This is a genomic window from Pseudomonas resinovorans NBRC 106553, assembly GCF_000412695.1.
Taxonomy (GTDB): domain Bacteria; phylum Pseudomonadota; class Gammaproteobacteria; order Pseudomonadales; family Pseudomonadaceae; genus Metapseudomonas; species Metapseudomonas resinovorans_A.
In genome coordinates this window covers 4321847-4344539 of record NC_021499.1, presented here as the reverse complement: position 1 = coordinate 4344539, position 22693 = coordinate 4321847, and the positions used below count along the sequence as shown (strand labels likewise).

General features: G+C 66.6%; 24 protein-coding genes. 16 read left to right on the top strand and 8 right to left on the bottom strand.

Features of this window, described 5'->3' with window-relative positions; all coding sequences use genetic code 11:
* Positions 1 to 61 precede the first annotated feature (61 nt).
* From PCA10_RS19700 to PCA10_RS19660, 9 genes are all read left to right on the top strand, one after another.
* Complete coding sequence (locus PCA10_RS19700) at positions 62 to 814, top strand: heme ABC transporter permease (RefSeq protein WP_016493832.1); 753 nt, start codon at positions 62 to 64, stop codon at positions 812 to 814.
* The gene (gene ccmD, locus PCA10_RS19695; RefSeq protein WP_016493831.1) at positions 814 to 990 is read left to right on the top strand and encodes a heme exporter protein CcmD; all 177 of its coding nucleotides are present in this window, start codon (positions 814 to 816) and stop codon (positions 988 to 990) included. Before PCA10_RS19700 ends, ccmD begins: the two co-directional genes overlap by 1 nt.
* Positions 987 to 1436 (top strand): cytochrome c maturation protein CcmE, encoded by a 450-nt coding sequence (gene ccmE, locus PCA10_RS19690; protein WP_016493830.1) that lies wholly within the window; start codon positions 987 to 989, stop codon positions 1434 to 1436. The genes ccmD and ccmE overlap by 4 nt, the downstream gene beginning before the upstream one ends.
* Before the next feature lie 4 nt (positions 1437 to 1440).
* Complete coding sequence (locus tag PCA10_RS19685; RefSeq protein WP_016493829.1) at positions 1441 to 3414, top strand: heme lyase CcmF/NrfE family subunit; 1974 nt, start codon at positions 1441 to 1443, stop codon at positions 3412 to 3414.
* Positions 3411 to 3947 (top strand): DsbE family thiol:disulfide interchange protein, encoded by a 537-nt coding sequence (locus PCA10_RS19680; RefSeq protein ID WP_016493828.1) that lies wholly within the window; start codon positions 3411 to 3413, stop codon positions 3945 to 3947. The genes PCA10_RS19685 and PCA10_RS19680 overlap by 4 nt, the downstream gene beginning before the upstream one ends.
* Positions 3944 to 4432, top strand: coding sequence for a cytochrome c-type biogenesis protein (locus PCA10_RS19675; RefSeq protein ID WP_016493827.1), 489 nt, complete (start codon positions 3944 to 3946; stop codon positions 4430 to 4432). The genes PCA10_RS19680 and PCA10_RS19675 overlap by 4 nt, the downstream gene beginning before the upstream one ends.
* On the top strand, positions 4429 to 5640 hold the full coding sequence (gene ccmI / locus PCA10_RS19670) for a c-type cytochrome biogenesis protein CcmI (protein ID WP_016493826.1): 1212 nt from the start codon (positions 4429 to 4431) through the stop codon (positions 5638 to 5640). Before PCA10_RS19675 ends, ccmI begins: the two co-directional genes overlap by 4 nt.
* Positions 5637 to 6077, top strand: a complete 441-nt coding sequence (locus PCA10_RS19665) for a hypothetical protein (RefSeq protein ID WP_016493825.1) — start codon at positions 5637 to 5639, stop codon at positions 6075 to 6077. The genes ccmI and PCA10_RS19665 overlap by 4 nt, the downstream gene beginning before the upstream one ends.
* 323 nt (positions 6078 to 6400) lie before the next feature.
* Positions 6401 to 6931 carry a DUF4124 domain-containing protein gene (locus tag PCA10_RS19660; protein WP_016493824.1) on the top strand — a complete coding sequence of 177 codons (531 nt, stop codon included), beginning with the start codon at positions 6401 to 6403 and terminating at the stop codon, positions 6929 to 6931.
* Between the two features lie 23 nt (positions 6932 to 6954).
* Here the strand turns inward: PCA10_RS19660 and PCA10_RS19655 are convergent, their stop codons facing one another.
* Entirely contained in the window at positions 6955 to 7758 is an 804-nt protein-coding gene (locus PCA10_RS19655) for a helix-turn-helix transcriptional regulator (protein ID WP_016493823.1), read from the bottom strand.
* Between the two features lie 212 nt (positions 7759 to 7970).
* Between PCA10_RS19655 and PCA10_RS19650 the strand changes: the two genes are divergently transcribed.
* Together PCA10_RS19650 and PCA10_RS19645 are read left to right on the top strand one after the other, a co-directional pair.
* Positions 7971 to 9335 (top strand): APC family permease, encoded by a 1365-nt coding sequence (locus PCA10_RS19650; protein ID WP_016493822.1) that lies wholly within the window; start codon positions 7971 to 7973, stop codon positions 9333 to 9335.
* A gap of 15 nt (positions 9336 to 9350) precedes the next feature.
* On the top strand, positions 9351 to 10451 hold the full coding sequence (locus tag PCA10_RS19645; protein ID WP_016493821.1) for a DmpA family aminopeptidase: 1101 nt from the start codon (positions 9351 to 9353) through the stop codon (positions 10449 to 10451).
* A 21-nt stretch (positions 10452 to 10472) separates the two neighbouring features.
* Here PCA10_RS19645 and PCA10_RS19640 read toward each other — a convergent pair whose 3' ends face one another.
* Together PCA10_RS19640 and PCA10_RS19635 are read right to left on the bottom strand one after the other, a co-directional pair.
* Positions 10473 to 11471 (bottom strand): sulfate ABC transporter substrate-binding protein, encoded by a 999-nt coding sequence (locus tag PCA10_RS19640; protein WP_016493820.1) that lies wholly within the window; start codon positions 11469 to 11471, stop codon positions 10473 to 10475.
* A 219-nt stretch (positions 11472 to 11690) separates the two neighbouring features.
* Positions 11691 to 13871 (bottom strand): patatin-like phospholipase family protein, encoded by a 2181-nt coding sequence (locus PCA10_RS19635; RefSeq protein WP_016493819.1) that lies wholly within the window; start codon positions 13869 to 13871, stop codon positions 11691 to 11693.
* 73 nt (positions 13872 to 13944) lie between these two features.
* Here PCA10_RS19635 and PCA10_RS19630 point away from each other — a divergent pair, with 73 nt between their 5' ends.
* Together PCA10_RS19630 and rfaD are read left to right on the top strand one after the other, a co-directional pair.
* On the top strand, positions 13945 to 14229 hold the full coding sequence (locus PCA10_RS19630; RefSeq protein WP_016493818.1) for an Rdx family protein: 285 nt from the start codon (positions 13945 to 13947) through the stop codon (positions 14227 to 14229).
* 83 nt (positions 14230 to 14312) lie between these two features.
* Positions 14313 to 15341 carry an ADP-glyceromanno-heptose 6-epimerase gene (gene rfaD / locus PCA10_RS19625; RefSeq protein WP_016493817.1) on the top strand — a complete coding sequence of 343 codons (1029 nt, stop codon included), beginning with the start codon at positions 14313 to 14315 and terminating at the stop codon, positions 15339 to 15341.
* Between the two features lie 160 nt (positions 15342 to 15501).
* Here rfaD and PCA10_RS19620 read toward each other — a convergent pair whose 3' ends face one another.
* From PCA10_RS19620 to PCA10_RS19610, 3 genes are all read right to left on the bottom strand, one after another.
* A complete protein-coding gene (locus PCA10_RS19620) occupies positions 15502 to 16386 on the bottom strand; it encodes a DMT family transporter (protein WP_016493816.1) in 885 nt (294 codons plus the stop codon).
* A complete protein-coding gene (locus PCA10_RS19615; protein WP_016493815.1) occupies positions 16383 to 16718 on the bottom strand; it encodes a tRNA-binding protein in 336 nt (111 codons plus the stop codon). Before PCA10_RS19615 ends, PCA10_RS19620 begins: the two co-directional genes overlap by 4 nt.
* A gap of 82 nt (positions 16719 to 16800) precedes the next feature.
* The gene (locus tag PCA10_RS19610) at positions 16801 to 17553 is read right to left on the bottom strand and encodes an AraC family transcriptional regulator (RefSeq protein WP_041770865.1); all 753 of its coding nucleotides are present in this window, start codon (positions 17551 to 17553) and stop codon (positions 16801 to 16803) included.
* Positions 17554 to 17686: 133 nt separating this feature from the next.
* Here PCA10_RS19610 and PCA10_RS19605 point away from each other — a divergent pair, with 133 nt between their 5' ends.
* Positions 17687 to 18520 carry a UDP-2,3-diacylglucosamine diphosphatase gene (locus PCA10_RS19605; protein ID WP_016493813.1) on the top strand — a complete coding sequence of 278 codons (834 nt, stop codon included), beginning with the start codon at positions 17687 to 17689 and terminating at the stop codon, positions 18518 to 18520.
* Entirely contained in the window at positions 18517 to 19554 is a 1038-nt protein-coding gene (locus PCA10_RS19600; RefSeq protein WP_016493812.1) for a glycosyltransferase family 4 protein, read from the top strand. Before PCA10_RS19605 ends, PCA10_RS19600 begins: the two co-directional genes overlap by 4 nt.
* Before the next feature lie 144 nt (positions 19555 to 19698).
* On the opposite strand, the gene PCA10_RS19595 is transcribed toward PCA10_RS19600, so the two are convergent.
* The gene (locus tag PCA10_RS19595; RefSeq protein WP_016493811.1) at positions 19699 to 21072 is read right to left on the bottom strand and encodes an adenylate/guanylate cyclase domain-containing protein; all 1374 of its coding nucleotides are present in this window, start codon (positions 21070 to 21072) and stop codon (positions 19699 to 19701) included.
* Positions 21073 to 21223: 151 nt separating this feature from the next.
* The gene (locus PCA10_RS19590) at positions 21224 to 21541 is read right to left on the bottom strand and encodes an Mpo1-like protein (protein WP_016493810.1); all 318 of its coding nucleotides are present in this window, start codon (positions 21539 to 21541) and stop codon (positions 21224 to 21226) included.
* A 142-nt stretch (positions 21542 to 21683) separates the two neighbouring features.
* Here PCA10_RS19590 and PCA10_RS19585 point away from each other — a divergent pair, with 142 nt between their 5' ends.
* Positions 21684 to 22688 (top strand): AraC family transcriptional regulator, encoded by a 1005-nt coding sequence (locus PCA10_RS19585; RefSeq protein ID WP_016493809.1) that lies wholly within the window; start codon positions 21684 to 21686, stop codon positions 22686 to 22688.
* Positions 22689 to 22693 lie beyond the last annotated feature (5 nt).

The window sequence follows — 22693 nt, the reverse complement described above, 5'->3', positions numbered from 1 at the left end:
TTGCCCTGATGAGAAAACTGCCGATGTCCCAACAGACCGCAGCGCCCTGCAGGTGGTCCCGATGAACTGGACGTGGTTCCACAAGCTCGGGTCGCCCAAGTGGTTCTACGAAATCAGCGGTCGCTGGTTGCCCTGGCTGGCCTGGGGCGCGGTGATCCTGATCAGCCTCGGCCTGGTCTGGGGCCTGGCGTTCGCGCCGCCGGACTACCAGCAGGGCAACAGCTTCCGGATCATCTATATCCATGTGCCGGCGGCCTTCCTGGCCCAGTCCTGCTACATCATGCTGGCGGTGTGCGGCGTGGTCGGCCTGGTGTGGAAGATGAAGCTGGCCGACGTCGCCCTGCAGGCCGCCGCGCCCCTGGGCGCCTGGATGACCTTCGTGGCGCTGGTCACCGGCGCCATCTGGGGCAAGCCCACCTGGGGCGCCTGGTGGGTCTGGGATGCACGACTTACGTCGATGCTCATCCTGCTTTTCCTGTACTTCGGTGTCATTGCCCTGGGCCAGGCGATCAGCAATCGTGACAGCGCCGCCAAGGCCTGCGCGGTGCTGGCCATAGTCGGGGTGATCAACATCCCGATCATCAAGTACTCGGTGGAGTGGTGGAACACCCTGCACCAGCCGGCCACCTTCAAGATCACCGAGAAGCCGGCCATGCCGCCGGAGATGTGGGTGCCGCTGCTGATCATGGTGCTGGGCTTCTATTGCTTCTTCGGTGCCGTGGTACTGCTGCGCATGCGCCTGGAAGTGCTCAAGCGCGAGGCCCGCTCCAGCTGGGCCAAGGCGGAAATTCAGGCACAAGTGGGTAAGGTCTGATGAATTTTTCTTCCTTCAGCGAATTTCTCGCCATGGGTGACCATGGCCTGTATGTCTGGACCGCCTACGGCATCAGCCTCGCGGTACTGGCCATCAACGTCGCCATGCCGCTGATCGCGCGGCGGCGTTACCTGCAAGACGAGGCGCGTCGTTTGCGCCGGGAGGAGTCGAAGTGAATCCGGTACGCAAGAAGCGGCTGTTCATCATCCTCGCCATCCTGGCGGGGGTGGGGATCGCCGTGGCGCTGGCGCTGTCCGCGCTGCAACAGAACATCAACCTGTTCTACACCCCGACCCAGATCGCCAATGGCGAGGCGCCCCAGGACACCCGCATCCGCGCGGGCGGCATGGTGGAGAAGGGCTCGGTGCAACGCTCCGGCGATGCCCTCGAGGTGCAGTTCGTGGTGACCGACTTCGCCAAGAGCGTGACCATCCGCTACCACGGCATCCTTCCCGACCTGTTCCGCGAAGGGCAGGGCATCGTCGCCCTCGGCAAGCTGAATGCCGACGGCGTGCTGGTGGCCGACGAAGTGCTGGCCAAGCACGACGAGAAATACATGCCGCCAGAGGTGACCAAGGCCCTCAAGGAAAGCGGCAAGCTGCCTGAGAAGAAAGAGGGCTGACCTGATGATTCCCGAACTTGGCCACCTGGCTCTGATTCTTGCCCTGTGCATGGCCCTGGTACAGGCGACCCTGCCGCTGATCGGCGCCTGGCGCGGCGATCGCCAGTGGATGAGCCTGGCCCAACCGGCGGCCTGGGGGCAGTTCGCCTTCCTGGCGTTCGCCTTCGGCTGCCTGACCTACGCCTTCATGGTGGACGACTTCTCCGTCGCCTACGTGGCCAGCAACTCCAACAGCGCGCTGCCCTGGTACTACAAGTTCAGCGCCGTCTGGGGCGCCCACGAGGGCTCGCTGCTGCTCTGGGCGCTGATCCTCGGCGGCTGGACCTTCGCCGTGTCGGTCTTCTCCCGGCAATTGCCGGAAGTGATGCTGGCGCGCGTGCTGGCGGTGATGGGGATGATCAGCATCGGCTTCCTGCTGTTCCTGATCGTCACCTCCAACCCCTTCAATCGCCTGCTGCCGAACATGCCGTCCGACGGCAACGACCTCAACCCGCTGCTGCAGGACTTCGGCCTCATCGTCCACCCGCCGATGCTCTACATGGGCTACGTGGGCTTCTCGGTCGCCTTCGCCTTCGCCATCGCGGCGCTGCTCGGCGGCCGCCTGGATGCCGCCTGGGCGCGCTGGTCGCGGCCCTGGACCATCATCGCCTGGGCCTTCCTCACCGTCGGCATCGCGCTGGGCTCCTGGTGGGCCTACTACGAGCTGGGCTGGGGCGGCTGGTGGTTCTGGGACCCGGTGGAAAACGCCTCCTTCATGCCCTGGCTGGTGGGCACCGCGCTGATCCACTCCCTGGCGGTGACCGAGAAACGCGGCGTGTTCAAGAGCTGGACCGTGCTGCTGGCCATCGCGGCCTTCTCCCTGAGCCTGCTGGGCACCTTCCTGGTCCGCTCCGGGGTGCTCACCTCGGTGCACGCCTTCGCCTCCGATCCGGAACGCGGGGTGTTCATCCTGGCCTTCCTGCTGATGGTGGTGGGCGGCTCCCTGGCGCTGTTCGCGGTGCGCGCGCCGGTGGTCAAGAGCCAGGTGGGCTTCGCCCTCTGGTCCCGCGAGACCCTGCTGCTGGTGAACAACCTGATCCTGGTGGTGGCGGCCTCGATGATCCTGCTCGGCACCCTCTATCCGCTGGTGCTCGACGCCCTGTCCGGCGCCAAGCTGTCGGTGGGGCCGCCGTACTTCAACGCCCTGTTCGTGCCGCTGATGGGCATTCTCATGCTGGCCCTGGCGGTCGGCGTGCTGGTGCGCTGGAAGGACACTCCGGTCAAGTGGCTGCTGGGCATGCTCGCCCCGGTACTGATCGGCAGCCTGCTGCTGGGCGTACTGGCCGCCGTCCTCTACGGCGATTTCCACTGGGCCGTGCTGGCCGTGGGCTTCCTCGCCGCCTGGGTAGTGCTGGCGGGTCTGCGCGACCTGCTCGACAAGACCCGTCACAAAGGCCTGTACAAAGGCGCGCGAGGCCTCTCCAGCAGCTACTGGGGCATGCAGCTGGCCCACGCCGGTATCGCCCTCTGCGCCCTGGGCGTGGTGCTCTCCAGCCAGTACAGCGCCGAGCGCGACCTGCGCCTGGCCCCCGGCGAGTCGGTGGAACTGGGTGGCTATCGCTTCCTCTTCGAGGGGGCGGCCCACCACGAAGGTCCCAACTTCACCTCCGACAAGGGCACGGTGGTGGTCTTCGACGGTGACAAGCAGATCTCCGTGCTGCACCCGGAAAAACGCCTGTACACCGTGCAGCAGTCGGTGATGACCGAGGCCGGCATCGACGCCGGTTTCACCCGCGACCTCTATGTCGCCCTCGGCGAACCCCTGGACCAGGGCGCCTGGGCCGTGCGGGTGCACGTCAAACCCTTCGTCCGCTGGATCTGGCTGGGCGGCCTGCTGATGGGCCTCGGCGGCGTGCTGGCGGCCTTCGACCCGCGTTATCGGGTGAAAGTGAAGACCCGTGTCCGTGAGGCACTGGGCATGGCGGGAGCCCGAGCATGAAGCGACTGATCCTGGTTCTACCCCTGCTGGGCTTCCTGGCCATCGCCGTGTTCCTCTATCGCGGCCTGTTCATCGATCCGTCCGAGCTGCCCTCGGCGCTGATCGACAAGCCGTTCCCGGCCTTCTCCCTGCCGAACGTCACCGGCGACCGGACCCTCACCGAGGCCGACCTCAAGGGCAAGCCGGCGCTGGTCAACGTCTGGGGCACCTGGTGCATCTCCTGCCGCGTGGAGCACCCGGTGCTGAACAAGCTGGCGCAGATGGGCGTGACCATCTACGGCGTCAACTACAAGGATGACAATGCCGCCGCGCTGAAATGGTTGAAGGAGTTCCACAACCCCTACCAGCTGGATATCCGCGACGAGGCCGGCAGCCTTGGCCTCGACCTCGGCGTGTATGGCGCGCCCGAGACCTTCCTGATCGACAAGGACGGCATCATCCGCCACAAGTTCGTCGGCGTGATCGACGAAGTCGTCTGGCGCGAGCAACTGGCGCCGCTGTACCAGGCCCTGGAAGACGAGGTCGGCAAATGAAGCGCCTGATCGCCGCCGTCGCCCTGGGCCTGGCCCTCACCGGCCTGGCCCGCGCCGCCATCGACACCTACCAGTTCAAGGACGAGGCCGAGCGCGAGCGCTTCCGCACCCTGACCGAAGAACTGCGCTGCCCGAAGTGCCAGAACCAGAACATCGCCGACTCCAATGCGCCGATCGCCACCGACCTGCGCCGGGAAATCTTCCGCATGCTGGAAGAGGGCAAGAGCAACGACGAGATAGTCGATTACCTGGTGGCCCGCTATGGCGACTTCGTGCGCTACAAGCCGCCGGTCAATACCCGCACCCTGCTGCTCTGGTACGGCCCCGCCGGCCTGCTGGTGGGCGGCCTGGTGGTGCTGGGCTTCATCGTCGTGCGCCGCCGTCGGGTGGAGAACACGCCGGCTGGCGTATTGCTTTCCGCTGATGAGCAGGCCCGTCTCGACGCCCTGCTGAACTCCGAGAACCAGGACAAGAAAGACTCATGATCGATTTCTGGCTCGCCGCCGGCCTGCTTCTGCTGGTCGCCCTGGCCTTCCTGCTGATTCCCGTGCTGCGCGGCCGCAAGGCCCAGACCGAGGAAGACCGTACCTCCCTCAACGTCGCCCTCTACCAGGAACGCCTGGCCGAGCTGGAGGCCCAGCGCGGCGCGGGCACCCTCACCGCCGAGCAGTTCGAAGCCGGCCGTGCCGAGGCCGCCCGTGAGTTGCTCGAGGACACCGAGGGCGCCGACAGCGGCCGCTCGTACCGCCTGGGCAAGGCCCTGCCACTGGTGGTCGCCGTCCTGTTGCCGGCGCTGGGCTTCGGCCTCTACCTGCACTGGGGCGCCAGCGACAAGGTGGAGCTGACCCGCGAACTGCGCGAGGCGCCACGCAGCATCGAAGAAATGACCTCGCGCCTCGAGCGCGTGGTCGAGGCCCAGCCGGAGTCCGCCGAGGGCTGGTACTTCCTCGGCCGCACCTACATGGCCCAGGACCGCCCGGCCGACGCCGCGCGCGCCTATGAACAGGCGGTCAAGCAGGGCGGTCGCGAGCCCGAGCTGCTCGGCCAGTGGGCCCAGGCGCTGTACTTCGCCAGCCAGAAGAAGCTGACCCCCGAGGTCAAGGCACTGACCGAAGAGGCCCTGAAGGCCGATCCCAACGAGATCACCAGCCTTGGCCTGCTCGGCATCGCCGGCTTCGAGGACGGCCGCTTCCAGGACGCCATCGGCTATTGGGAGCGCCTGATCGTCCAGCTGCCGCCTGACGATCCGTCCCGTGGCGCCCTCCAGGGCGGCATCGACAAGGCCCGCGAGAAACTCAAGGAAAGCGGTGTGGCGGTGGAGGAACCGGCGCCGGCCGCGGCTACCACCGGTGCCCAGCTGAAGGTCCGTGTCGACCTCGCCGGCGCCCTCAAGGACAAGGTGCAGCCCGGCGACAGCGTGTTCATCTTCGCCCGCGCCACCTCCGGCCCGCCCATGCCGCTTGCGGTCAAGCGCATGACCGTGGCCGACCTGCCGGTGGAAGTGGCCCTGAGCGACGCGGACGCCATGATGCCGCAGCTCAAGCTCTCCAACTTCCCGCAGGTGCAGTTGGTCGCGCGGATTTCCCGTGGTGGCAATGCGACCGCAGGTGAATGGATCGGACGCAGTTCGCCGCTGTCTACTGGTACGTCGGAAACCCAACGACTGACCATCGACAGCCCGGACGAAAAATGACAAGCCACATCGCCATCCCGGCAGCGCCGAATCTCCGCATCGGCCTGCCCCTGATCTGCCTCCTGCTGACCCTGGCCGGGTGTACCGCCCAGGGCCCGCGCTACGACAGCGAGCCGGAGTGGGAGCCGTCGCGCAAACCGCCGGCGGCACAGACGCCGTCGCAGACCCGCCCCATGCCACCCGCCCAGCCGCAGCCGCCCAAGCAGGCGCCGCGGATGAAGGCCCACCCGCGCTTCGCGCCACCGCCGGGCGGCAACTGCTACTGGGACACCGGCCTCGGCGTCTACGTGCTGCAGGGCGAGCGCAACGTCTTCTACCGCGAGCGCGTCTACTACCGCTGGGACGGCAACTGGAGCTACTCCAACGGCCCGCAGGGTCCCTGGCAGCCCACCGACGCCAGCGGCGTACCGGCGGGGCTGGGCCGGCACTTCCGGTAATCCCCGGGACGGTTCCCTGCCAGTTTCGTAGGGTGCAGCGCGCACCACGAACCTACCGAGCGCGATGCCCTCGTTGGCACGGCCGGCTGGTCGTAGGAGCGAATTCATTCGCGAAGGACAGCGCGGCTGTCCGTGTTTCCCCGGCCGCACCGAGCGAGCCGACGGCCCGTTTCGCGAATGAATTCGCTTCTACAGGTATTCCGGCACAGCGCGGAGCTGCGCCAGGCGCGAACGCGAATCCCTCCACATCTCCAAACGGCGCCAATTGCTCCGGGAACACGGCTTCGGTACTGTGCTGGCATTCCGCTATCCAGGAGCCCGGAATGCGTCCTTCCCTTGTGTTTGTCGCTGTGCTGCTGTCCCTTGCCCAACCTGTGGCCGCTCAGGTTTATCAATGGCGCGACGCCGACGGCAAACTGCACTTCACCGATACCCCGCCTCCCCAGAGCAATGCCGTCCAGGGCAGCGGTCCGCAGTCGACCGTCGAGCAAGCGCCGCCTGTGCTCGAGGCCGCTCCAGCGATCGAAGTGCCCGGCACCGACCTGCTGCAGCAGAAGGGCAGCGCGCAGTGCACCACGGCGATCGCCCGCATGCCCTCGCTGATCAACGAGACGCAGAAGCTCGGCCGCGATGCGGTGCGCAAGCAGAAGATCACCCAGGAACAGTTGGACCAGGCGATGTTCAAGATGGACGACTTCTACAAGGGCCTGCATCGCAACGAGCGCGAGTGCGTCAGCCAGTACGTCGCCAACGAGCAGAGCCGCAACTCGGTCGACTGCCTGGCCGACGCGCCGGATGTGCTCAGCTTCGGCCAGTGCGCAGGGCTCGCCGGCTGGACGGAAACCTTCCAGTAGGGATCCTGGCGCGGAGGCTGGGTTCAGGGATTCTCCGGGTCATGGCCCAGGGCCTGGATGAACAGCGAAAACAGCTCCGGTTGGGAACTGATGTCCAGCTTGGCGTAGAGGTGCCGGCGGTGCACCTTCACCGTTTCAGGTGAAATAGCCAGGCGTTCGGCCATGGCCTTGGAGGAGTAACCCCGCAGGATCAGCCGGGCGACCTCCAGCTCACGTTCCGACAACACCCCGGCACCGAACTGGCTCAGGGCATCGCGCACCTGGGAGGCCACCTCGTCCTGCCGCGCAGGCAGCGCCGCGCGGTTGCACTGCTGCCAGTGCTGCCCCATCAGCGCCAGCACCCAGCTGGACAACAAGCCCAGCATCCCGCACTCCTCGGCGCAGAACCGCCGGCGCATGCCCAGCGACAGCGACAGGCTGCCCGCCTCGGGTAGCCGGACGACGAACTGCACCTCGTCCTCCAGCACGTAGTCATGGAAGTAGCTCAGGTAGTACTCGCTCTGGCGGAAGTGGTCCGGGGCGACTTCCTCCAGGCGGTAGAGGCCGCTGGGCAGGCCCTCGCGGCAAGCCTGGTAGAAGGGATCGAGCAGGTACAGGCCGCCCAGGTAGAGCGGCATGGGGGCCGGGCCTCCCCTGGGGTCGGCGTCGTATTCCTCGAGGGGCCGTGGCGCGCCTTCTGCGGGGTAGTGGATGGCCAGGGCGTTGTCGAAGGGCAGCCATTGATGCAGCAGGAGGATCAGCTGCTTCCAGAAACGCTGGCCGCCGATCTGCTCGATGGTGCGGCCAAGGCCGGCGTGCTGGCCGGCCTCCTTGAACAGACTGTCCATCCGGTTCTCCGATTGCATGACGGGATGCGCAAGCTTGGCCGATCCGGGGCGGTCAGCGTCAAGAGGCGTACTCCAATAGGGTGATTGGCGTCACCGGGCGACCTGCCGAGAATCCTCCCACGATCACAGCGCTCCACGAGGGCGCGCCCTTCGCAGCTTCCTTCTGCCTCCACCACCAATAACAACACCAATAAGATCCAGAGGATCAGGACATGACCGCGCCCGCCCCGCAGAACGGGGTGCTCAAGCCCAGGCTGAGCACCGCCGACGTCGTCGCCATCACGGTTTCCAGCGTTACCCCCGCCAGTTCGGTGTTCGTCATCGCGCCCTTCGCCATCCAGCAGGCCGGCAGCGGCGCCTTCCTGTCCTTCGTGCTGGCCGCGGTCCTGGCGCTGATGTTCGCCTGGTGCTACGGGGAACTGGGCCGCGCCCATAGGTCCGCCGGCGGCGAGTACGTCTACGCCAAGCGCGTATTCGGCGGCATGGCCGGCTACGCCACATTCCTCATGGTGCTGGCGATGCTGCTGTTCATCCCGCCGGTGCTGGCCACTGGCGCGTCGACCTACCTGAACGTTGCCCTCGGCACCCAGTTCGATTCCCAGGTCGTGGCCCTGGTGGTGGTGGCGGCCAGTTACCTGCTGGGCATCCTCAACATCAAGCTCAATGCCTGGGTCACCGGCATCTGCCTGCTGCTGGAGGTGGCGGCCCTGCTGGTGATAGTCGCGCTCGGCTTCGGCAATGCCCAGCAGCCGGCCAGCGTGCTGCTACATCCGCAGATCGTCACCGACGGCGTCCTCGGTGTCGCGCCCATGGCCCTGGTGCTGGGCGCCGTGGGCACTGCACTGTTCTCCTACAACGGCTTCGGCGGGGCGGTGCTCATGGCCGAGGACATGAAGGACGGTGGCCAGGGTGTACCGCGGGCGGTGCTCTGGTCACTGCTGCTGGTGGTGGCGATCGAGTTGCTCCCGCTGACCGCGCTGCTCATCGGCGCGCCTTCGCTGGAGGAGATGATCGCCAGCCCCGATCCGATCGGCTACCTGCTGTCCAGCCATGGCAATGAAACCCTGTCGCGTCTGGTCGCCGCCGGCATCTTCCTCTCGGTGTTCAACGCCATCATCGCCATCGTCATCCAGATCGGCCGGGTGATCTTCAGCAGCGGCCGCGACGAGTTGTGGATGCCGGCCCTGAACCGCGCCTTCACCCGTATCCATCCGCGCTGGGAATCGCCCTGGCTGGCCACGCTGTTCCTGGCGATACCCTCGGCGCTGCTGAGCTTCAGCTCCAACCTGGCGGAGATGACGTCCTTCACCGTGCTGCTGATCGTCCTGGTCTACCTGATCATCGCCCTCTGCGGGCTGTTCAGCCGGGTGCTGCGGCGCGACGTCGAGCACAGCTTCCACATGCCGCTGTGGCCCTTGCCCGCGTTGCTGGCGGTGATCGGGGCGGGCTACCTGCTGCTCAACCTGGGACTGGAGGCGTCCAGTCACGACCTCCTGACCATCCTCGGGCTGCTGGCCGTCTCGGTGATCCTCTACGGCACCTACGGCAAGCTCAGCCCGGCTTTCCAGAAACTCTGATCTACAGGAGTCCTCATGCGCGCGCGTCAACTTGGTATCGGTATCGGACTCGGCACGCCGGGTGAATTCAACGCCATCACGGATGTTCCGGGCGTGCGGGTCGGCCACGCGACCCTTTGCGAAGAACGCGACGGCAAGCCGGTGCGTACCGGCGTGACCCTGATACAGCCGCGCGCCGGGTCGGCGCGCGAGCAACCCTGCTTCGCCGGTTGCCACGTGCTCAACGGCAACGGCGACGCCACCGGCCTGGAGTGGGTCCGCGAGGCGGGCCTGCTGACCACGCCGCTGGCCATCACCAACACCCACAGCGTCGGCGTGGTGCGTGATGCCCTGGTGGCGGCCGAGCGGGAGCAGGCCGGGGATGCCGTCTACTGGTGCATGCCGGTGGTGATGGAGACCTACGACGGCCTGCTCAATGATATCTGGGGCCAGCACGTGGGCCCGGAGCAGGTGCGTGAGGCGCTGGCCGACGCGCGTTCCGGCGCGGTGGCCGAAGGGCCGGTGGGCGGTGGCACCGGCATGATCTGCCATGAGTTCAAGGGCGGTATCGGCACGGCCTCGCGGCGCCTGGCGGCGGAGCAGGGCGGCTGGACCGTCGGCGCCCTGGTGCAGGCCAACCATGGGGTGCGTCGGGAACTGCGGGTGGACGGCTATCCGGTGGGTCGGCTGTTGACCGAAATCGAGTCGCCCTTCGCCGAGCGGGATACCCCCGGCATGGGTTCGATCGTGGTGATCCTCGCCACGGATGCACCGCTGTTGCCGCACCAGTGCCAGCGCCTGGCCCAGCGCGCGTCCATCGGCATCGCCCGCACCGGCGGGGGCACCGAGGACTCCAGCGGCGACATCTTCCTCGCCTTCGCCACCGGCAACCACGACCTGCCGCCGGCGGACTATGCGCGCAAGGACCTGCCCTTCAGCACGCCGCTGGCCATGGTCAACAACGACCATATCTCGCCGCTGTTCAGTGCGGCCGCCGAGGCGGTGGAGGAGGCCATCGTCAACGCACTGCTGGCCGGGCGGGAGATGATCTGCGGGGACGGGCGGCGGGTGCCGGCCCTGGAGGGAGAGGTATTGCTGGCGTCCCTGAAGGCCCAGGGATGGAAACCTGCCCGCTGACGCGGGCAGGTGATGGCGGCCTTACTGGCCGGTGTAGACCTGGTCGAAGATGCCACCGTCGTTGAAGTGGGTCTTCTGCACCTCACGCCAGTCGCCGAAGGTTTTCTCCACGGAGAGGAATTCCACCTTGGGGAAGCGGTCGGCGAACTTGGCGAGGATCTCCGGGTTGCGCGGGCGCAGGTAGTTGTTGGCGGCGATGGTCTGGCCCTCGTCGCTCCACAGGTACTTGAGGTAGGCCTCGGCGGCGACGCGGGTGCCCTTCTTGTCCACCACCTTGTCGACCACCGCTACCGGCGGCTCGGCCTCGGCGGAAACGCTGGGGTAGACCACTTCGAAGCCGCCACGGCCGAACTCGCGGGCGATCATCTCGGCTTCGTTCTCGAAGGTCACCAGCACGTCGCCGATCTGGTTCTGGATGAAGGTAGTAGTGGCGGCGCGGCCGCCGGTGTCCAGCACGGGTGCCTGCTTGAACAGCTTGCCGACGAATTCCTTGGCCTTGTTCTCGTCACCACCGTTCTTCAGCACGTAGCCCCAGGCGGAGAGGTAGGTGTAACGGCCGTTGCCGGAGGTCTTGGGGTTGGGTACCACCACCTGCACGCCGTCCTTCAGCAGGTCCGGCCAGTCTTTCAGGCCCTTGGGGTTGCCCTTGCGCACGATGAACACGGTGGCCGAGGTGAAGGGCGCGCTGTTGTTCGGCAGGCGGGTCGCCCAGTCCTTCGGCACCAGGCCGCCGTTGTCGGCCAGGGCGTTGATGTCGGTGGCCTGGTTCATGGTGATGACGTCGGCCGGCAGGCCATCGATCACCGCGCGAGCCTGTTTGCTGGAGCCGCCGTGGGACATCTGCAGGGTGATGTTCTCGCCTTTTTCCTCTTTCCAGTGCTTCTGGAAGGCGGCGTTGTAGTCCTTGTAGAAGTCGCGCATCACGTCGTAGGAGACGTTGAGCAGGGTCGGTGCGGCCTGGGCGGCACCGGCCAGGGCCAGGCCGGCGGCAAGGAGGGAGGCGGAGAACAGACGTTTCACAGGGCGTTCCTTCTGGGGAGATTCGAGCGCTCGACTATAACGGAATGGTATATGTCTTTTTAATACTGAAAGTGCATTTGGTTATTCCTGGAGAATCGCTGATGGGTATCGCTTCGCTCAACCCATCCTACGGTCCTGCCCGAACCATCCAACGTGCTCTTGTAGGATGGGTTGAGCCTGCGATACCCATCGACCATGGCCATTGGGGGCCGAGCATCGTCAGAACACCCGCCCGAGGTTCAGGTACAGCGCCTGCTCCGACGCGTCGTTCAGGCCGTAGCTGAAGTCCAGCGGCCCCAGGGGCGTGTCGAAACTGACGAAGACGCTGGCGGCGTTGATGTAGCCGCTGTCGAAGTCGTCATCGTTGTTCCAGGCGCGACCGCGCTCCAGGCTGCCGCCCAGGTAGAGCGGGAAGTCCAGGGGCAGGAAGGCCCGTGGCGTCATCCGGCGGTAGTAGACGACCCGCGCCAGGCTGACGTTCTGCCCGGCCACGGAGTCCTGGCGGAAGCCCGAGAGCTGGCGCGCGCCACCGATCAGGAAGGAGGAGGTCACGGCGTCGGCGTCGTCCAGGGTGCGTCCGTAGGCGCCGCCGAGGACGAAGGTGTTCGGGCCGCTGCTGATGGCCTTGTCCAGGCTGAACGACCATTGCCGGTAGCGCGCGTCGGAGTCCAGGCTCGGGTCGTACTGGCGCAGGGTCAGGCTGATGTCTTCGCCCTCGTGTGGGAAGTCGACGTTATCCAGGGTGTCGAAGGAGTACTTCGCCTCGTAGTAGCCCTCGTTGAAGCTGAAGCTCGGCAGGTCCGGGTCGCCGATCTTCACGTCGGCCTCGCCCCAGGCCTGGCCGATGCCGAAGCGGATCTCGCCGTTGTTGGCGATCTGCCGACCCAGGTTGATGCCATAGCCGTAGCGCTCCACGCGATACTCGGCGAGGACGGCGTCGTCGAGCGCGGCTTCGACGTTCTGCGCTTCACCGGTCAGGTAGGGCGCCACGAAGTAGCGCGAACCGGCGTCCAGCGGTTGGTAGAACTCGGTGTAGAGCTTCTGGTGGTCGCCGATCTGCACCCGTGTCAGCCATTCGGCGCCCAGTGTGTTGATGCCGTTCATGCGGTAGCTGGCGCCGAGGTTGAAGGCGCTGTCGCCGCGCATGTCGTCGGAAAGGTTCAGGCCCAGGCGCAGGTAGTCGGTGCCGGCGCGCTTGCCGCGGGCGTTGATCACCAGCGCGTTGCCGTCCTTGCGCTTGACCACCCGGTATTGCACCTGCTCGAAGTAGTCCAGGCCGTAGAGGGTGCTCATGTCGCTCTGCAGGCGATCGAGGTCCAGGGGCTCGCCCAGGGGCTGGCGGATGTAGCGGCGGATCACGGCGTCGCCGATCTTCGAGTCGTTCTCGATGAGGATGGTGCGGATCACCGGCGTGCGTTCGCTGGGCAGGCGCGCACTGACCAGTTCCTGGTCGTGGCCGCCGGCCTGCGGGCGCACTTCGGCCAGGCGGGTGGCGAGGATCTGGGTGGCGCGGTAGCCGGCGTCGATCATCTCGCGGGTGTGGCCGAAGTCGGTGGCGGCGTAGCCGGCCAGGGACGGCTGGATCAGCACGTCGGTGGGTCGCAGGGTGGCAAGCTGGGCCTCGGAGTTGGTGCGGGTCATCAGGGTGACCGACTGGTTGAGCACGTCCACCACCGTGTTCATTTCCTTGCGCGAACGCAGGGGCGTGCCGATGTCCACCACTATGACCCGGTCGACGCCCATCTCGCGGGCCACGTCCACCGGGATGTTGTCCACCATGCCGCCGTCCACCAGCAGCCGGCCGTTGACCTCCACCGGGGCGAACACCGCGGGAATCGACATGCTGGCGCGGATCGCCTGGGGCAGGTGGCCACGGCGGAACACCACTTTCTCGCCGGTGACGATGTCGGTGGCCACGGCGCGGAAGGGGATGGCCAACTGGTCGAAGTCGCGGGTATCGCTGGTGTGCACCAGCAGGCTTTCCAGCAGCAGGGCGAGGTTCTGGCCCTGGATCACCCCCAGGGGCAGGCCGAGGCTGCCGTCATCGCGAAAGCTCAGGCGCTGCTTGACCAGGAAATCGCGGTCGTCCTGCTTGCGGCGGAAGGGCACTTCCTGGCGCGGCGGATCGTCGGAGAGGGCCTGCTGCCAGTCCATCTCGGTGGCGATCCGCTCCAGTTCGTCCACCTTGTAGCCCGCCGCGTAGAGCCCGCCTATCACCGCGCCCATGCTGGTGCCGGCGATGGCGTCGACCTTGATGCCCTGTTCCTCCAGCGCCTTCAGTACACCGATATGGGTCAGGCCGCGGGCGGCGCCGCCGGACAGCACCAGGCCGACGCGGGGTTCGGGTTGGGCGAGGCAGAGTAGGGGGAGGAACAACAGGCAAAACAGAAGGCGGCGCATAACGCATCCCTGGTCAGGCGAAAGGCTCAAGCCAGCTATTATAGGGCTCCCCGTGTAGTAGCCGAGCCCCGCCATGGATCAGAACAAGCCTGAAATCGTCATCACCTATTGCACCCAGTGCCAGTGGCTGCTGCGTGCCGCCTGGCTGGCCCAGGAACTGCTCAGCACCTTCAGCGACGACCTGGCCAAGGTCAGCCTGGAACCGGGCACCGGCGGGGTGTTCCGGATTACCTGCGACGGCGAGCAGATCTGGGAGCGCAAGGCCGATGGCGGCTTCCCCGAGGCCAAGGTGCTCAAGCAGCGGGTTCGCGACCGCATCGACCCGCAGCGGGACCTGGGGCACAACGATCGCCCCTGATCGGGGTGCGGTTGCCCCAGATCAAAAAACGACCACCTTCACAGGCATAACCTGACGGCATCCCTTTCTGGAGGAAGTCCGTCATGAGCATCATCGTTACCGGTGCCGCCGGCTTCATCGGCAGCAACCTGGTCCAGGCCCTCAATGGCCGCGGCGAGACCGACATCATCGCCGTGGACGATCTGACCGAAGGCGACAAGTTCCGCAATCTCGCCGACGGCGAGATAGCCGACTACCTGGACAAGCGCGATTTCCTGCCCTTGCTGCGCGAAGGCCGTTTCGGCCGGCCTCGGGCGGTGTTCCACCAGGGCGCCTGCTCCAGCACCATGGAAGGCGACGGGCGTTTCATGATGGACAACAACTACCGCTACAGCTGCGAACTGCTGGAGGCCTGCCTGGCCCAGGGCGTGCCCTTCATCTACGCCTCGTCGGCGGCGGTGTACGGCGGCAACCGGGTGTTCCGCGAGGAACGCGCGGCCGAACGGCCGTTGAATGTCTATGGCTATTCCAAGTTCCTCTTCGACCAGCGGGTGCGTCGCGAGCTGCCCAACGCCCGCAGCCAGGTGGTGGGGTTGCGCTACTTCAACGTCTACGGCCCCCGCGAGAGCCACAAGGGGCGCATGGCTTCGGTGGCCTTCCACTGCTTCAACCAGTACCGCGCCAACGGCAAGGTGAGCCTGTTCGGCGGCTACGACGGCTACGCCGGTGGCGAGCACCTGCGCGACTTCGTGTCGGTGGAGGACGTGGCGCGGGTCAACCTGCACTTCCTCGACCAGCCGCAGCGCTCGGGCATCTTCAACCTCGGCAGCGGCCAGGCCCAGCCCTTCAACGACGTGGCCTGGAGCATGATCAACGCCCTGCGCAGCCACGACGGCCTGCCGCCCCTGAGCCTGGCGGCCATGCGCGAGCAGGGGCTGCTGGCGTACAGCGAGTTCCCCGATGCCCTGCGTGGCAAGTACCAGTGCTTCACCCAGGCGGATATCAGCCGCCTGCGCCAGGCCGGCTATCGCCAGCCGATGCTGGATGTGGAGCGGGGGGTGACGCGCTATTGCCACTGGCTGCTGGAGCAGGAGTCGGGCGGCTGGTTGCCGGAATTGGGTAAGGCGGCCTGACCCATGCGCGCCTGTTGTTCGCAGGATGGGTCGGGCGGCGTTCCGCGAGCCTGCGATACCCATCGGCCAATGTGATGGGTATCGCTCCGCTCAACCCATCCTACGATTTGCTGAGCGCACAGCCTACGGCCGAGGTCGTTCGCAGGTTACAGACGCGCTGTCAGGACGTCGCGGCCGCCGGTTTGCCTTCGGCCGGAGCCCCTTTGCGCGCCGACAGGGCGATGGCGAAGATGATCAGCGCGCCACCGGCCAGCATGCGCAGGCCGGGTTCCTCATTGAACAGCCACCAGGCGAAGGCGATGCCGTAGACCGGCTCCAGGGCGAAGATCACCGCCGTGGTGCGCGCCTTCAGCACCTTCAGGCTGGCGACGAACAGGCTGTGGGCGAGCCCCGTACAGAACACCCCGAGCATCGCGATCCAGAACCAGTCCATGGCCTTGACCTCGTGCAGCAGCGGCCAGCTGAAGGGCGCCAGGCAGAGCACGATGGTGAGGTTCTGGCACAGCGCCGCCTTCACCGGGTCCAGGCCCTTCACGCTGACCCGGTTGAGCAAGGAGAGCAGGGAGAACAGCAGCCCCGAGAGCACGGCCGACAGCAGGCCCTGGGTGGCCGCGCTGCCCCAGTCGAAACTCGGTGTAACCAGCACCAGGCCAAGGCTCACCAGCCCGACGATGAAGAGCTCCAGCGGGCGAATGCGCTCGCGGAACAGCACGCCTTCCAGCAGCAGGGTGAAGGCCGGGAAGCTGGCGAAGCCGAGGGTGGCGATGGCCACGCCGGCCACGTTCACCGCGTGGAAGAAGGTGATCCAGTGGGCGCCCAGCAGCAGCCCGCCGAGGGCGAGCAGAGCCAGTTGGCGCGGGCCCGGGTTGGCGCTGCGGCCACGGGTGATGAGCTGGGCGAAGAGCGCCAGGGCAACTACCGCGAACAGCCCACGACCGAAGGTGATGATCATCGGCGCGCTGTCGGCGAGCTTGCCGAAGATGCCCGACAGCCCGAACAGCAAGGCTCCCAGGTGGATGGCCAGCAGCGCGTTGCGTTCGGTCATGCCAGGCGCGCCCCGTTGGGCAGGGGCTTGTCGAAGCCGGCCAGGACCACCTTGTTGTCATCGTCGTGGACGCCGGTGATCAGCACTTCCGAACGTACGCCGGCGATGCGCTTGGGGGCGAAGTTGCAGACGCAGAGCACCTGCCGGCCCAGCAGCGCTTCGGCCTCGTAATGGGCGGTGATCTGGGCGCTGGAGGTCTTCACCCCGAGCTCGCCCAGGTCAACTTCCAGGATGTAGGCCGGCTTGATCGCCTTGGCGTTGGGGGCGACGCTGAGGATGGTGCCGACACGCAGCTCGACGCGTTGGAAATCGTCCCATTCGATGGTGGACATGGAGTGCTCCCTGGTAACGGTCGAGCCAGTCTAGTGACGACGGGTGGACTTGTCTGTCGCCAGGCTCGCGGGCTTTGTCGCGTTACTCGCGGCCGCTGCGCAAGGCGCGCGGGGTGACGCCGAACTCGCGGGAAAGCGCCGCGGTGAAGGCGCTCTGGGAGCTGTAACCGACCCGTGCGGCGATTTCGCCGACGGCCAGGCGGCTCTCCAGCAGCAATTGGCGGCCGAGGCGCAGGCGGCGGGCGCGCACGTAGTCCATGGGCGTCTGCCCGGTCTCGGCGAGGAAGCGGGCGTGGACCCGCGCCACCGACAGGCCGCAGAGGCGCGCCAGGTCGGCCACCTGCAGGGGGTGGGCGGCGTGCTGGTCGATATGGGCATCGAGGCTGGCCAAGGGCAGGGCGCTGGCCATCTGCTCCGGCACACCGGGAGCGGCCAGGCTGGCCAGCAGCAGGCCGGCCGATTGTCCGCTGATCACCTCGTCGCCCAGGGGGCTGGCGGCGATCCAGCTGACCAGTTGGCTCTGCGCCGGGTTCAGGTCGAGGGCGCCGGGGCGTTCCAGCAGGCGCCGGCCGGCGTCGAAGTGACGGCCCAGGGTGTGGCGCAGCCAGTCGTCGTCGGGTACGTCCACCACCAGGCACAGGCTGCCGCCGGGACTGCCGCAGGCGTGCTGCGCCTCGGGCGGCACCACCGCCAGGGTCTGCCGCTCGACCTGCGCGCCACGGCCGTCCACCTCGAACTCCAGGCGGCCGGACAGGCCGAACACCAGCTGCGCATGGCTGTGGCTGTGGACCAGCAGGTCGTGGTTGTACTGGCGCAGGGACAGGATCGAATGCATGACGGTGACCTCGGGGCAGGTGGCCATTCTACTCCCTGTTGCGTGGCGCGCACTGTCACGGGGCTGCAATCTGTCATTCATTCCCGGTTAACCCGTGCGGCTCACCATCGGCGAAACACGCCGGAGGTCGCCCATGAGCAGCGTCGAACGCCTGGAACCCATCAGCAAGACCAAGTCGTGCAAGCAACGGGTGCGCACCCTGTGGATTTCCGATGTCCACCTGGGCACCCGCGACTGCCAGGCCGAACACCTGGCGCGCTTTCTCAAGCAGTACGAGGCCGACCGCATCTACCTGGTGGGCGACATCATCGACGGCTGGAAGCTGCGGGGCGGCATCTACTGGCCCCAGGCCCATACCAACGTGATCCGCCGGCTGCTGACCATGAGCAAGCGTGGCACCGAGGTGATCTACGTCACCGGCAACCACGATGAATTCCTGCGCCGCTACTCCAAGCTGATGCTGGGCAATATCCAACTGGTGGACGAGGCGGTGCACGAGACCGCCGACGGCCGGCGCCTGCTGGTGATCCACGGCGACCAGTTCGACGTGATCACGCGCTACCACAAGTGGCTGGCCTTCCTCGGCGACTCGGCCTACGAGTTCACCCTGACCCTCAACCGCTGGCTCAACCACTGGCGCGGGCGCTGGGGCTACGGCTACTGGTCGTTGTCGGCCTACCTCAAGCACAAGGTGAAGAGCGCGGTGAACTTCATCAGCGACTTCGAGGAAGCCATCGCCCACGAATGCGTCAAGCGCGGCCTGGACGGCGTGGTCTGCGGCCACATCCACCACGCCGAGATCCGCAAGGTGGGCGCGGTGGACTACCTCAACTGCGGCGACTGGGTGGAATCCTGCAGCGCGCTGATCGAGCACTGGGACGGCAGCATCGAGCTCTATCGCCTGGCCGACGCCCAGGTCCGCGAGCTGGAGGCCCGTGCCCTGGAGCTGGTCGAGCCGGCGGCATGAGGATACTGATCGTCAGCGACGCCTGGACGCCCCAGGTCAATGGCGTGGTCACCACCTTGCAGCACCTGGTGCGGGAACTCGAAGGCCTTGGCCACCAGGTCCTGCTGCTTTCACCCCAGGCCTTCCGTTGCCGTCCCTGCCCGAGCTACCCGGAAATCCCGCTGGCCTGGGACCTCTGGCGACTCGGCCCGATGATCGAGGCCTTCGCCCCCGACTGCGTGCACCTGGCCACCGAGGGGCCCCTCGGCTGGGCGACGCGGCGTTGGCTGGTCAAGCGCGGACTGGCGTTTTCCAGCGCCATCCACACCCGCTTCCCCGAATACGTCCATGGCCGCTGGCCCTGGGTGCCGCTGGCCTGGGGCTATGCCTTCCTGCGCCTGTTCCACCGACCCAGCGGGGCGGTACTGGTGACCACCGAACGCATGCGCGAGACCTTCGCCGACCATGGCCTGGTCTGGCTCAACCTGTGGCGCAAGGGCGTGGATACCGCGTTGTTCCGGCCCCTGGCGCTGCCAAGGCCGGAGCGGCCGGTGTTCCTCTACGTCGGCCGCCTGGCCACGGAAAAGAACCTGGCGGCCTTCCTCGAACTGGATTTGCCGGGTGAGAAGTGGGTGGTGGGCGATGGCCCGCTGCGCACCGAGCTGGAAGCGCGCCATCCCGAGGCGCGATTCTTCGGCTACCGGCAGGGCGCCGAGCTGGCGCGGTTCTATGAGCAGGCCAGCGTGCTGGTGTTCCCCTCGCTGACCGACACCTATGGCCTGGTCATGCTCGAAGCCCTGGCCTGCGGCACGCCGGTGGCGGCGTTTCCCGTGGCGGGGCCGCTGGATGTGCTCGAGCCGGGGGTTACCGGTTGCCTGGACGAGGACCTGGGGCGCGCCTGCCTGGCAGCCCTGGAACTCGATCGCGAGGTGTGCGCCGAACATGCCGGACGCCTGTCGTGGCGCGCCTCGGCGCTGGAGTTCCTGGCGCGGCAGCCGTCGCTGGATGGGGAGCCCTGTCTGCCGGACGCCCAGGTGGCTGACCTGCCTCTGTAGCCCGGATGGAATCCGGGGAAACCCGACCACCGTTCCCGGATTGCATCCGGGCTACGACTGTAGGATGGGTTGACTTTGCGATACCCATCAGCCCGATCTGCATGGGTATCGCTCCGCTCAACCCATCCTACAGAGGCTCTTCGATCAGGGAATGATCTTGTCCCGCAGCTTCTCGGCGGCCTGTTGCAGGGCCTGGATGACCTTGGTCTTGTCGTAGTTCTGGATGCTGTTGGTATCCAGGTACATGGAGAAGCCGGGCAGCTCGTGCTCGACGTAGCTGGAGGTGGCGCCGAGGTCGCGGCGGAAGTCCACCACCTGGTAGATCTGCACCGGCCGGGTGAAGCCCTTGACGTTTATCTGGCCCTTGTCGCGGCACATGATCACGTCCTTCACCAGCGAGTAGGTCTCGTGGGAGATGAGGATCTCGCCGGCGTCCGAGGCGGTTTCCAGGCGGCTGGCCAGGTTCACTTCGCGGCCGATGATGGTGTAGTCCATGCGCGTGTCGGCGCCGAAGTTGCCCACGGTGCAGTAGCCGGTGTTGATACCCATGCGGATTTCCAGCGGCTTGGTGATGCCCTGGGCGCGCCACTGCTGGCGCAGCACCTTCATGTGCTTGCGCATGGCCACGGCCATGGAGACGGCGGCCACCGCGTCTTTCTTCGCCCCCTGGGTGGAGGGATCGCCGAAGAACACCATGACGCTGTCGCCGACGAACTTGTCGATGGTGCCGCCGTATTTCAGGGCGATCTTCGACATGTCGTTGAGGTAGTTGTTGAGCAGGTCGGTCAGGGCCTCGGCTTCCAGCTCCTCGGACAGCTCGGTGAAGCCCTTGATGTCGGAGAAGAACACGCTGAGCTTCTTGCGCTGGGTTTCCAGGCGCACGCTCTTCTTGCCGCTGAAGATCATTTCCCAGACTTGCGGCGACAGGTATTTGGCGAGGTTGCGCGCCAGCCGCGCGGCTTTCTCCTGTTCGCGCTTGATCTCGCCGCGGGCCTGGGCCAGGCGCAGGCTCTGTTGATGCACGAAGAAGGCGATGATGCAGACGTAGAGCGTGGTGAAGCTCGCGCTGACCAGGGCCACCAGGGCCGGGGTGCCGCTCTTGATAGCGGGCTGCACGGCCAGGCCGACGAGGGCCATGCTGGCCATTGCGCCGGCCAGTACCAGGGCCATCTGGCGCAGGCCGCCAAGGAGCATGGCGCTGAAGCACAGGGTGAGCAGGATCATCAGCGTCGGGACCACCGAGAAGCCCAGCAGGGCCACGGCAGCACCGGTGTGGAAGGTATCTATACCAAGCAGGACGCGCTCGGTTCGCTGCCCCGGGAAGCGCAGGCTGAGGTGGTGGGCCAGGTGCGGATAGAGCAGGGCGTAGGGGACCATCCAGAGGATGTCGAAGCTGAAATGCTGGACGTAGGTACCGGCGGCAATGCTGGCGGCGATGGCCATGTAGGCCAGCACCCGGGAGTAGTACTCGCGCAGAACGGGCGTCGCGGTGGAGGGGTCGAGCAAGGCGGGCTTCATGGCTTGGTTCTGTCCCTGGTGCTTTCTTGACGCCGGGTTGCGGCGTTCGAGGGACGCTGCAAGTCCTGGGCCACTGCTATGGCTGGAGCGGGATCATAACCAAGCCGGTGACCGGCGGCCAGGGTGGCGCCGGTACCGGTGACGCTGGGGGTCAGAAGCGGATGCGGCCGGTCAGGGCATCCTTCAGCATCACCCAGTCGCCCAGGAAGCTGTAGAGCGGGTACTTGAAGGTGGCCGGCTTGTTCTTCTCGAACACGAAGTGGCCGACCCAGGCGAAGCCGTACCCGGCAAAGGGGATAGCCAGCAGCCAGAGCCACTGCTGGGTGACGATGGCGTAGCCGAGGATCGACAGCACCAGCAGGCTGCCCACGTAGTGCAGGCGGCGGCAGGTGTCGTTGCTGTGCTCCTGCAGGTAGTAGGGATAGAACTCGGCGAAACTTTGAAAGCGGTTCACGGACTCGGCGGGCATGGGGGCTGCTCCAGGTTCTTGTTGTCGTCAGCAGTGTAGGACGAGTGTCTTCTGCGGCCAGTGACAATGGGCGCCACTTTAGTATCCTTGCCGGCACGCCGCTCTGCGGCGGCTGTCTCGAACTTCAGAACAAGAAGGCGCCATGAGCGAACGCACGACTTCTTCGAGCTGGGCCCTGGGGATAGTCCAGGCCCTGGAAATGGGTGGGGTGGACTGCCGCAATCTGTTTCCCGAACTCGGTCTCGACTACCAGGCACTGAACGACCCCGACGCCCGCTTCCCCCAGGACGGCATGACCCGTCTCTGGCTGCGCGCCGTGGAGTTGTCCGGCAATCCGGCCATCGGCCTGAACATGGCCAAGGTGGTGCGCCCGGCGTCTTTCCATGTAGTGGGCTATGCGCTGATGTCCAGCCGCACGCTCAAGGAGGGCTTCGCCCGCCTGGTGCGCTATCAGCGGATCATCGCCGAGGGCGCCGACCTGAGTTTCTACGGCACGCCCGAGGGCTACGAGCTGCGCCTGTCGATCCACGGCGATCACCTGCCGCCGGCACGGCAGAGCGCGGAAGCCTCCATGGCCTATTGCCTGGCGTTCTGCCGCTGGATGACCGGGCGGCCGATCAACCCGCTGGAAATCCGCTTCCAGGGCCCCGCGCCGAAAGACCTGGAACCCTACCGCCAGGTGTTCCAGGCGCCGTTGCGCTTCAACGCGGAGCACTGCGCGCTGCTGTTCAGCCGTACCGACATGGATACGCAGCTGCCCACCGCCAACGAATCCCTGGCGCAACTGCACGACCGCTTTGCCGGCGACTACCTGACACGTTTTTCCGGGACCCGCGTGACCCACCAGGTGCGCCAGGTGCTCTGCCGCCTGCTGCCGCAAGGCGAGCCCAAGCGTGAAGTGGTGGCCAGCCTGATGCACCTGTCCCAGCGCACCTTGCAGCGGCGCTTGCAGGAAGAGGGCGTGAGCTTCCAGCAGTTGCTGGACGACACCCGCCGCGAACTGGCCGAGCAGTACCTGGCGCAACCCAAGCTGACCTTGCTGGAAATCGCCTACCTGCTGGGCTTTGCCGATCCGAGCAACTTCTTCCGCGCGTTCCGGCGCTGGTTCGGCAGCACCCCCGGGGAGTACCGCGCGGGCCTGGAGTGAGTGAA

Bases quoted from the DNA above. Each gene is read 5' to 3' on its own strand.
- PCA10_RS19665 (WP_016493825.1), top strand. From the start codon at position 5,637: ATGACAAGCCACATCGCCATCCCGGCAGCGCCGAATCTCCGCATCGGC.
- PCA10_RS19660 (WP_016493824.1), top strand. From the start codon at position 6,401: ATGCGTCCTTCCCTTGTGTTTGTCGCTGTGCTGCTGTCCCTTGCCCAA.
- PCA10_RS19585 (WP_016493809.1), top strand. From the start codon at position 21,684: ATGAGCGAACGCACGACTTCTTCGAGCTGGGCCCTGGGGATAGTCCAG.
- PCA10_RS19680 (WP_016493828.1), top strand. From the start codon at position 3,411: ATGAAGCGACTGATCCTGGTTCTACCCCTGCTGGGCTTCCTGGCCATC.
- PCA10_RS19700 (WP_016493832.1), top strand. From the start codon at position 62: ATGAACTGGACGTGGTTCCACAAGCTCGGGTCGCCCAAGTGGTTCTAC.
- PCA10_RS19610 (WP_041770865.1), bottom strand. From the start codon at position 17,553: ATGCATTCGATCCTGTCCCTGCGCCAGTACAACCACGACCTGCTGGTC.
- rfaD (WP_016493817.1), top strand. From the start codon at position 14,313: ATGAGCATCATCGTTACCGGTGCCGCCGGCTTCATCGGCAGCAACCTG.
- PCA10_RS19630 (WP_016493818.1), top strand. From the start codon at position 13,945: ATGGATCAGAACAAGCCTGAAATCGTCATCACCTATTGCACCCAGTGC.
- PCA10_RS19675 (WP_016493827.1), top strand. From the start codon at position 3,944: ATGAAGCGCCTGATCGCCGCCGTCGCCCTGGGCCTGGCCCTCACCGGC.
- PCA10_RS19635 (WP_016493819.1), bottom strand. From the start codon at position 13,871: ATGCGCCGCCTTCTGTTTTGCCTGTTGTTCCTCCCCCTACTCTGCCTC.
- PCA10_RS19620 (WP_016493816.1), bottom strand. From the start codon at position 16,386: ATGACCGAACGCAACGCGCTGCTGGCCATCCACCTGGGAGCCTTGCTG.
- PCA10_RS19605 (WP_016493813.1), top strand. From the start codon at position 17,687: ATGAGCAGCGTCGAACGCCTGGAACCCATCAGCAAGACCAAGTCGTGC.
- PCA10_RS19645 (WP_016493821.1), top strand. From the start codon at position 9,351: ATGCGCGCGCGTCAACTTGGTATCGGTATCGGACTCGGCACGCCGGGT.
- PCA10_RS19600 (WP_016493812.1), top strand. From the start codon at position 18,517: ATGAGGATACTGATCGTCAGCGACGCCTGGACGCCCCAGGTCAATGGC.
- PCA10_RS19595 (WP_016493811.1), bottom strand. From the start codon at position 21,072: ATGAAGCCCGCCTTGCTCGACCCCTCCACCGCGACGCCCGTTCTGCGC.
- PCA10_RS19590 (WP_016493810.1), bottom strand. From the start codon at position 21,541: ATGCCCGCCGAGTCCGTGAACCGCTTTCAAAGTTTCGCCGAGTTCTAT.
- PCA10_RS19685 (WP_016493829.1), top strand. From the start codon at position 1,441: ATGATTCCCGAACTTGGCCACCTGGCTCTGATTCTTGCCCTGTGCATG.
- ccmD (WP_016493831.1), top strand. From the start codon at position 814: ATGAATTTTTCTTCCTTCAGCGAATTTCTCGCCATGGGTGACCATGGC.
- PCA10_RS19655 (WP_016493823.1), bottom strand. From the start codon at position 7,758: ATGGACAGTCTGTTCAAGGAGGCCGGCCAGCACGCCGGCCTTGGCCGC.
- PCA10_RS19650 (WP_016493822.1), top strand. From the start codon at position 7,971: ATGACCGCGCCCGCCCCGCAGAACGGGGTGCTCAAGCCCAGGCTGAGC.
- ccmI (WP_016493826.1), top strand. From the start codon at position 4,429: ATGATCGATTTCTGGCTCGCCGCCGGCCTGCTTCTGCTGGTCGCCCTG.
- PCA10_RS19615 (WP_016493815.1), bottom strand. From the start codon at position 16,718: ATGTCCACCATCGAATGGGACGATTTCCAACGCGTCGAGCTGCGTGTC.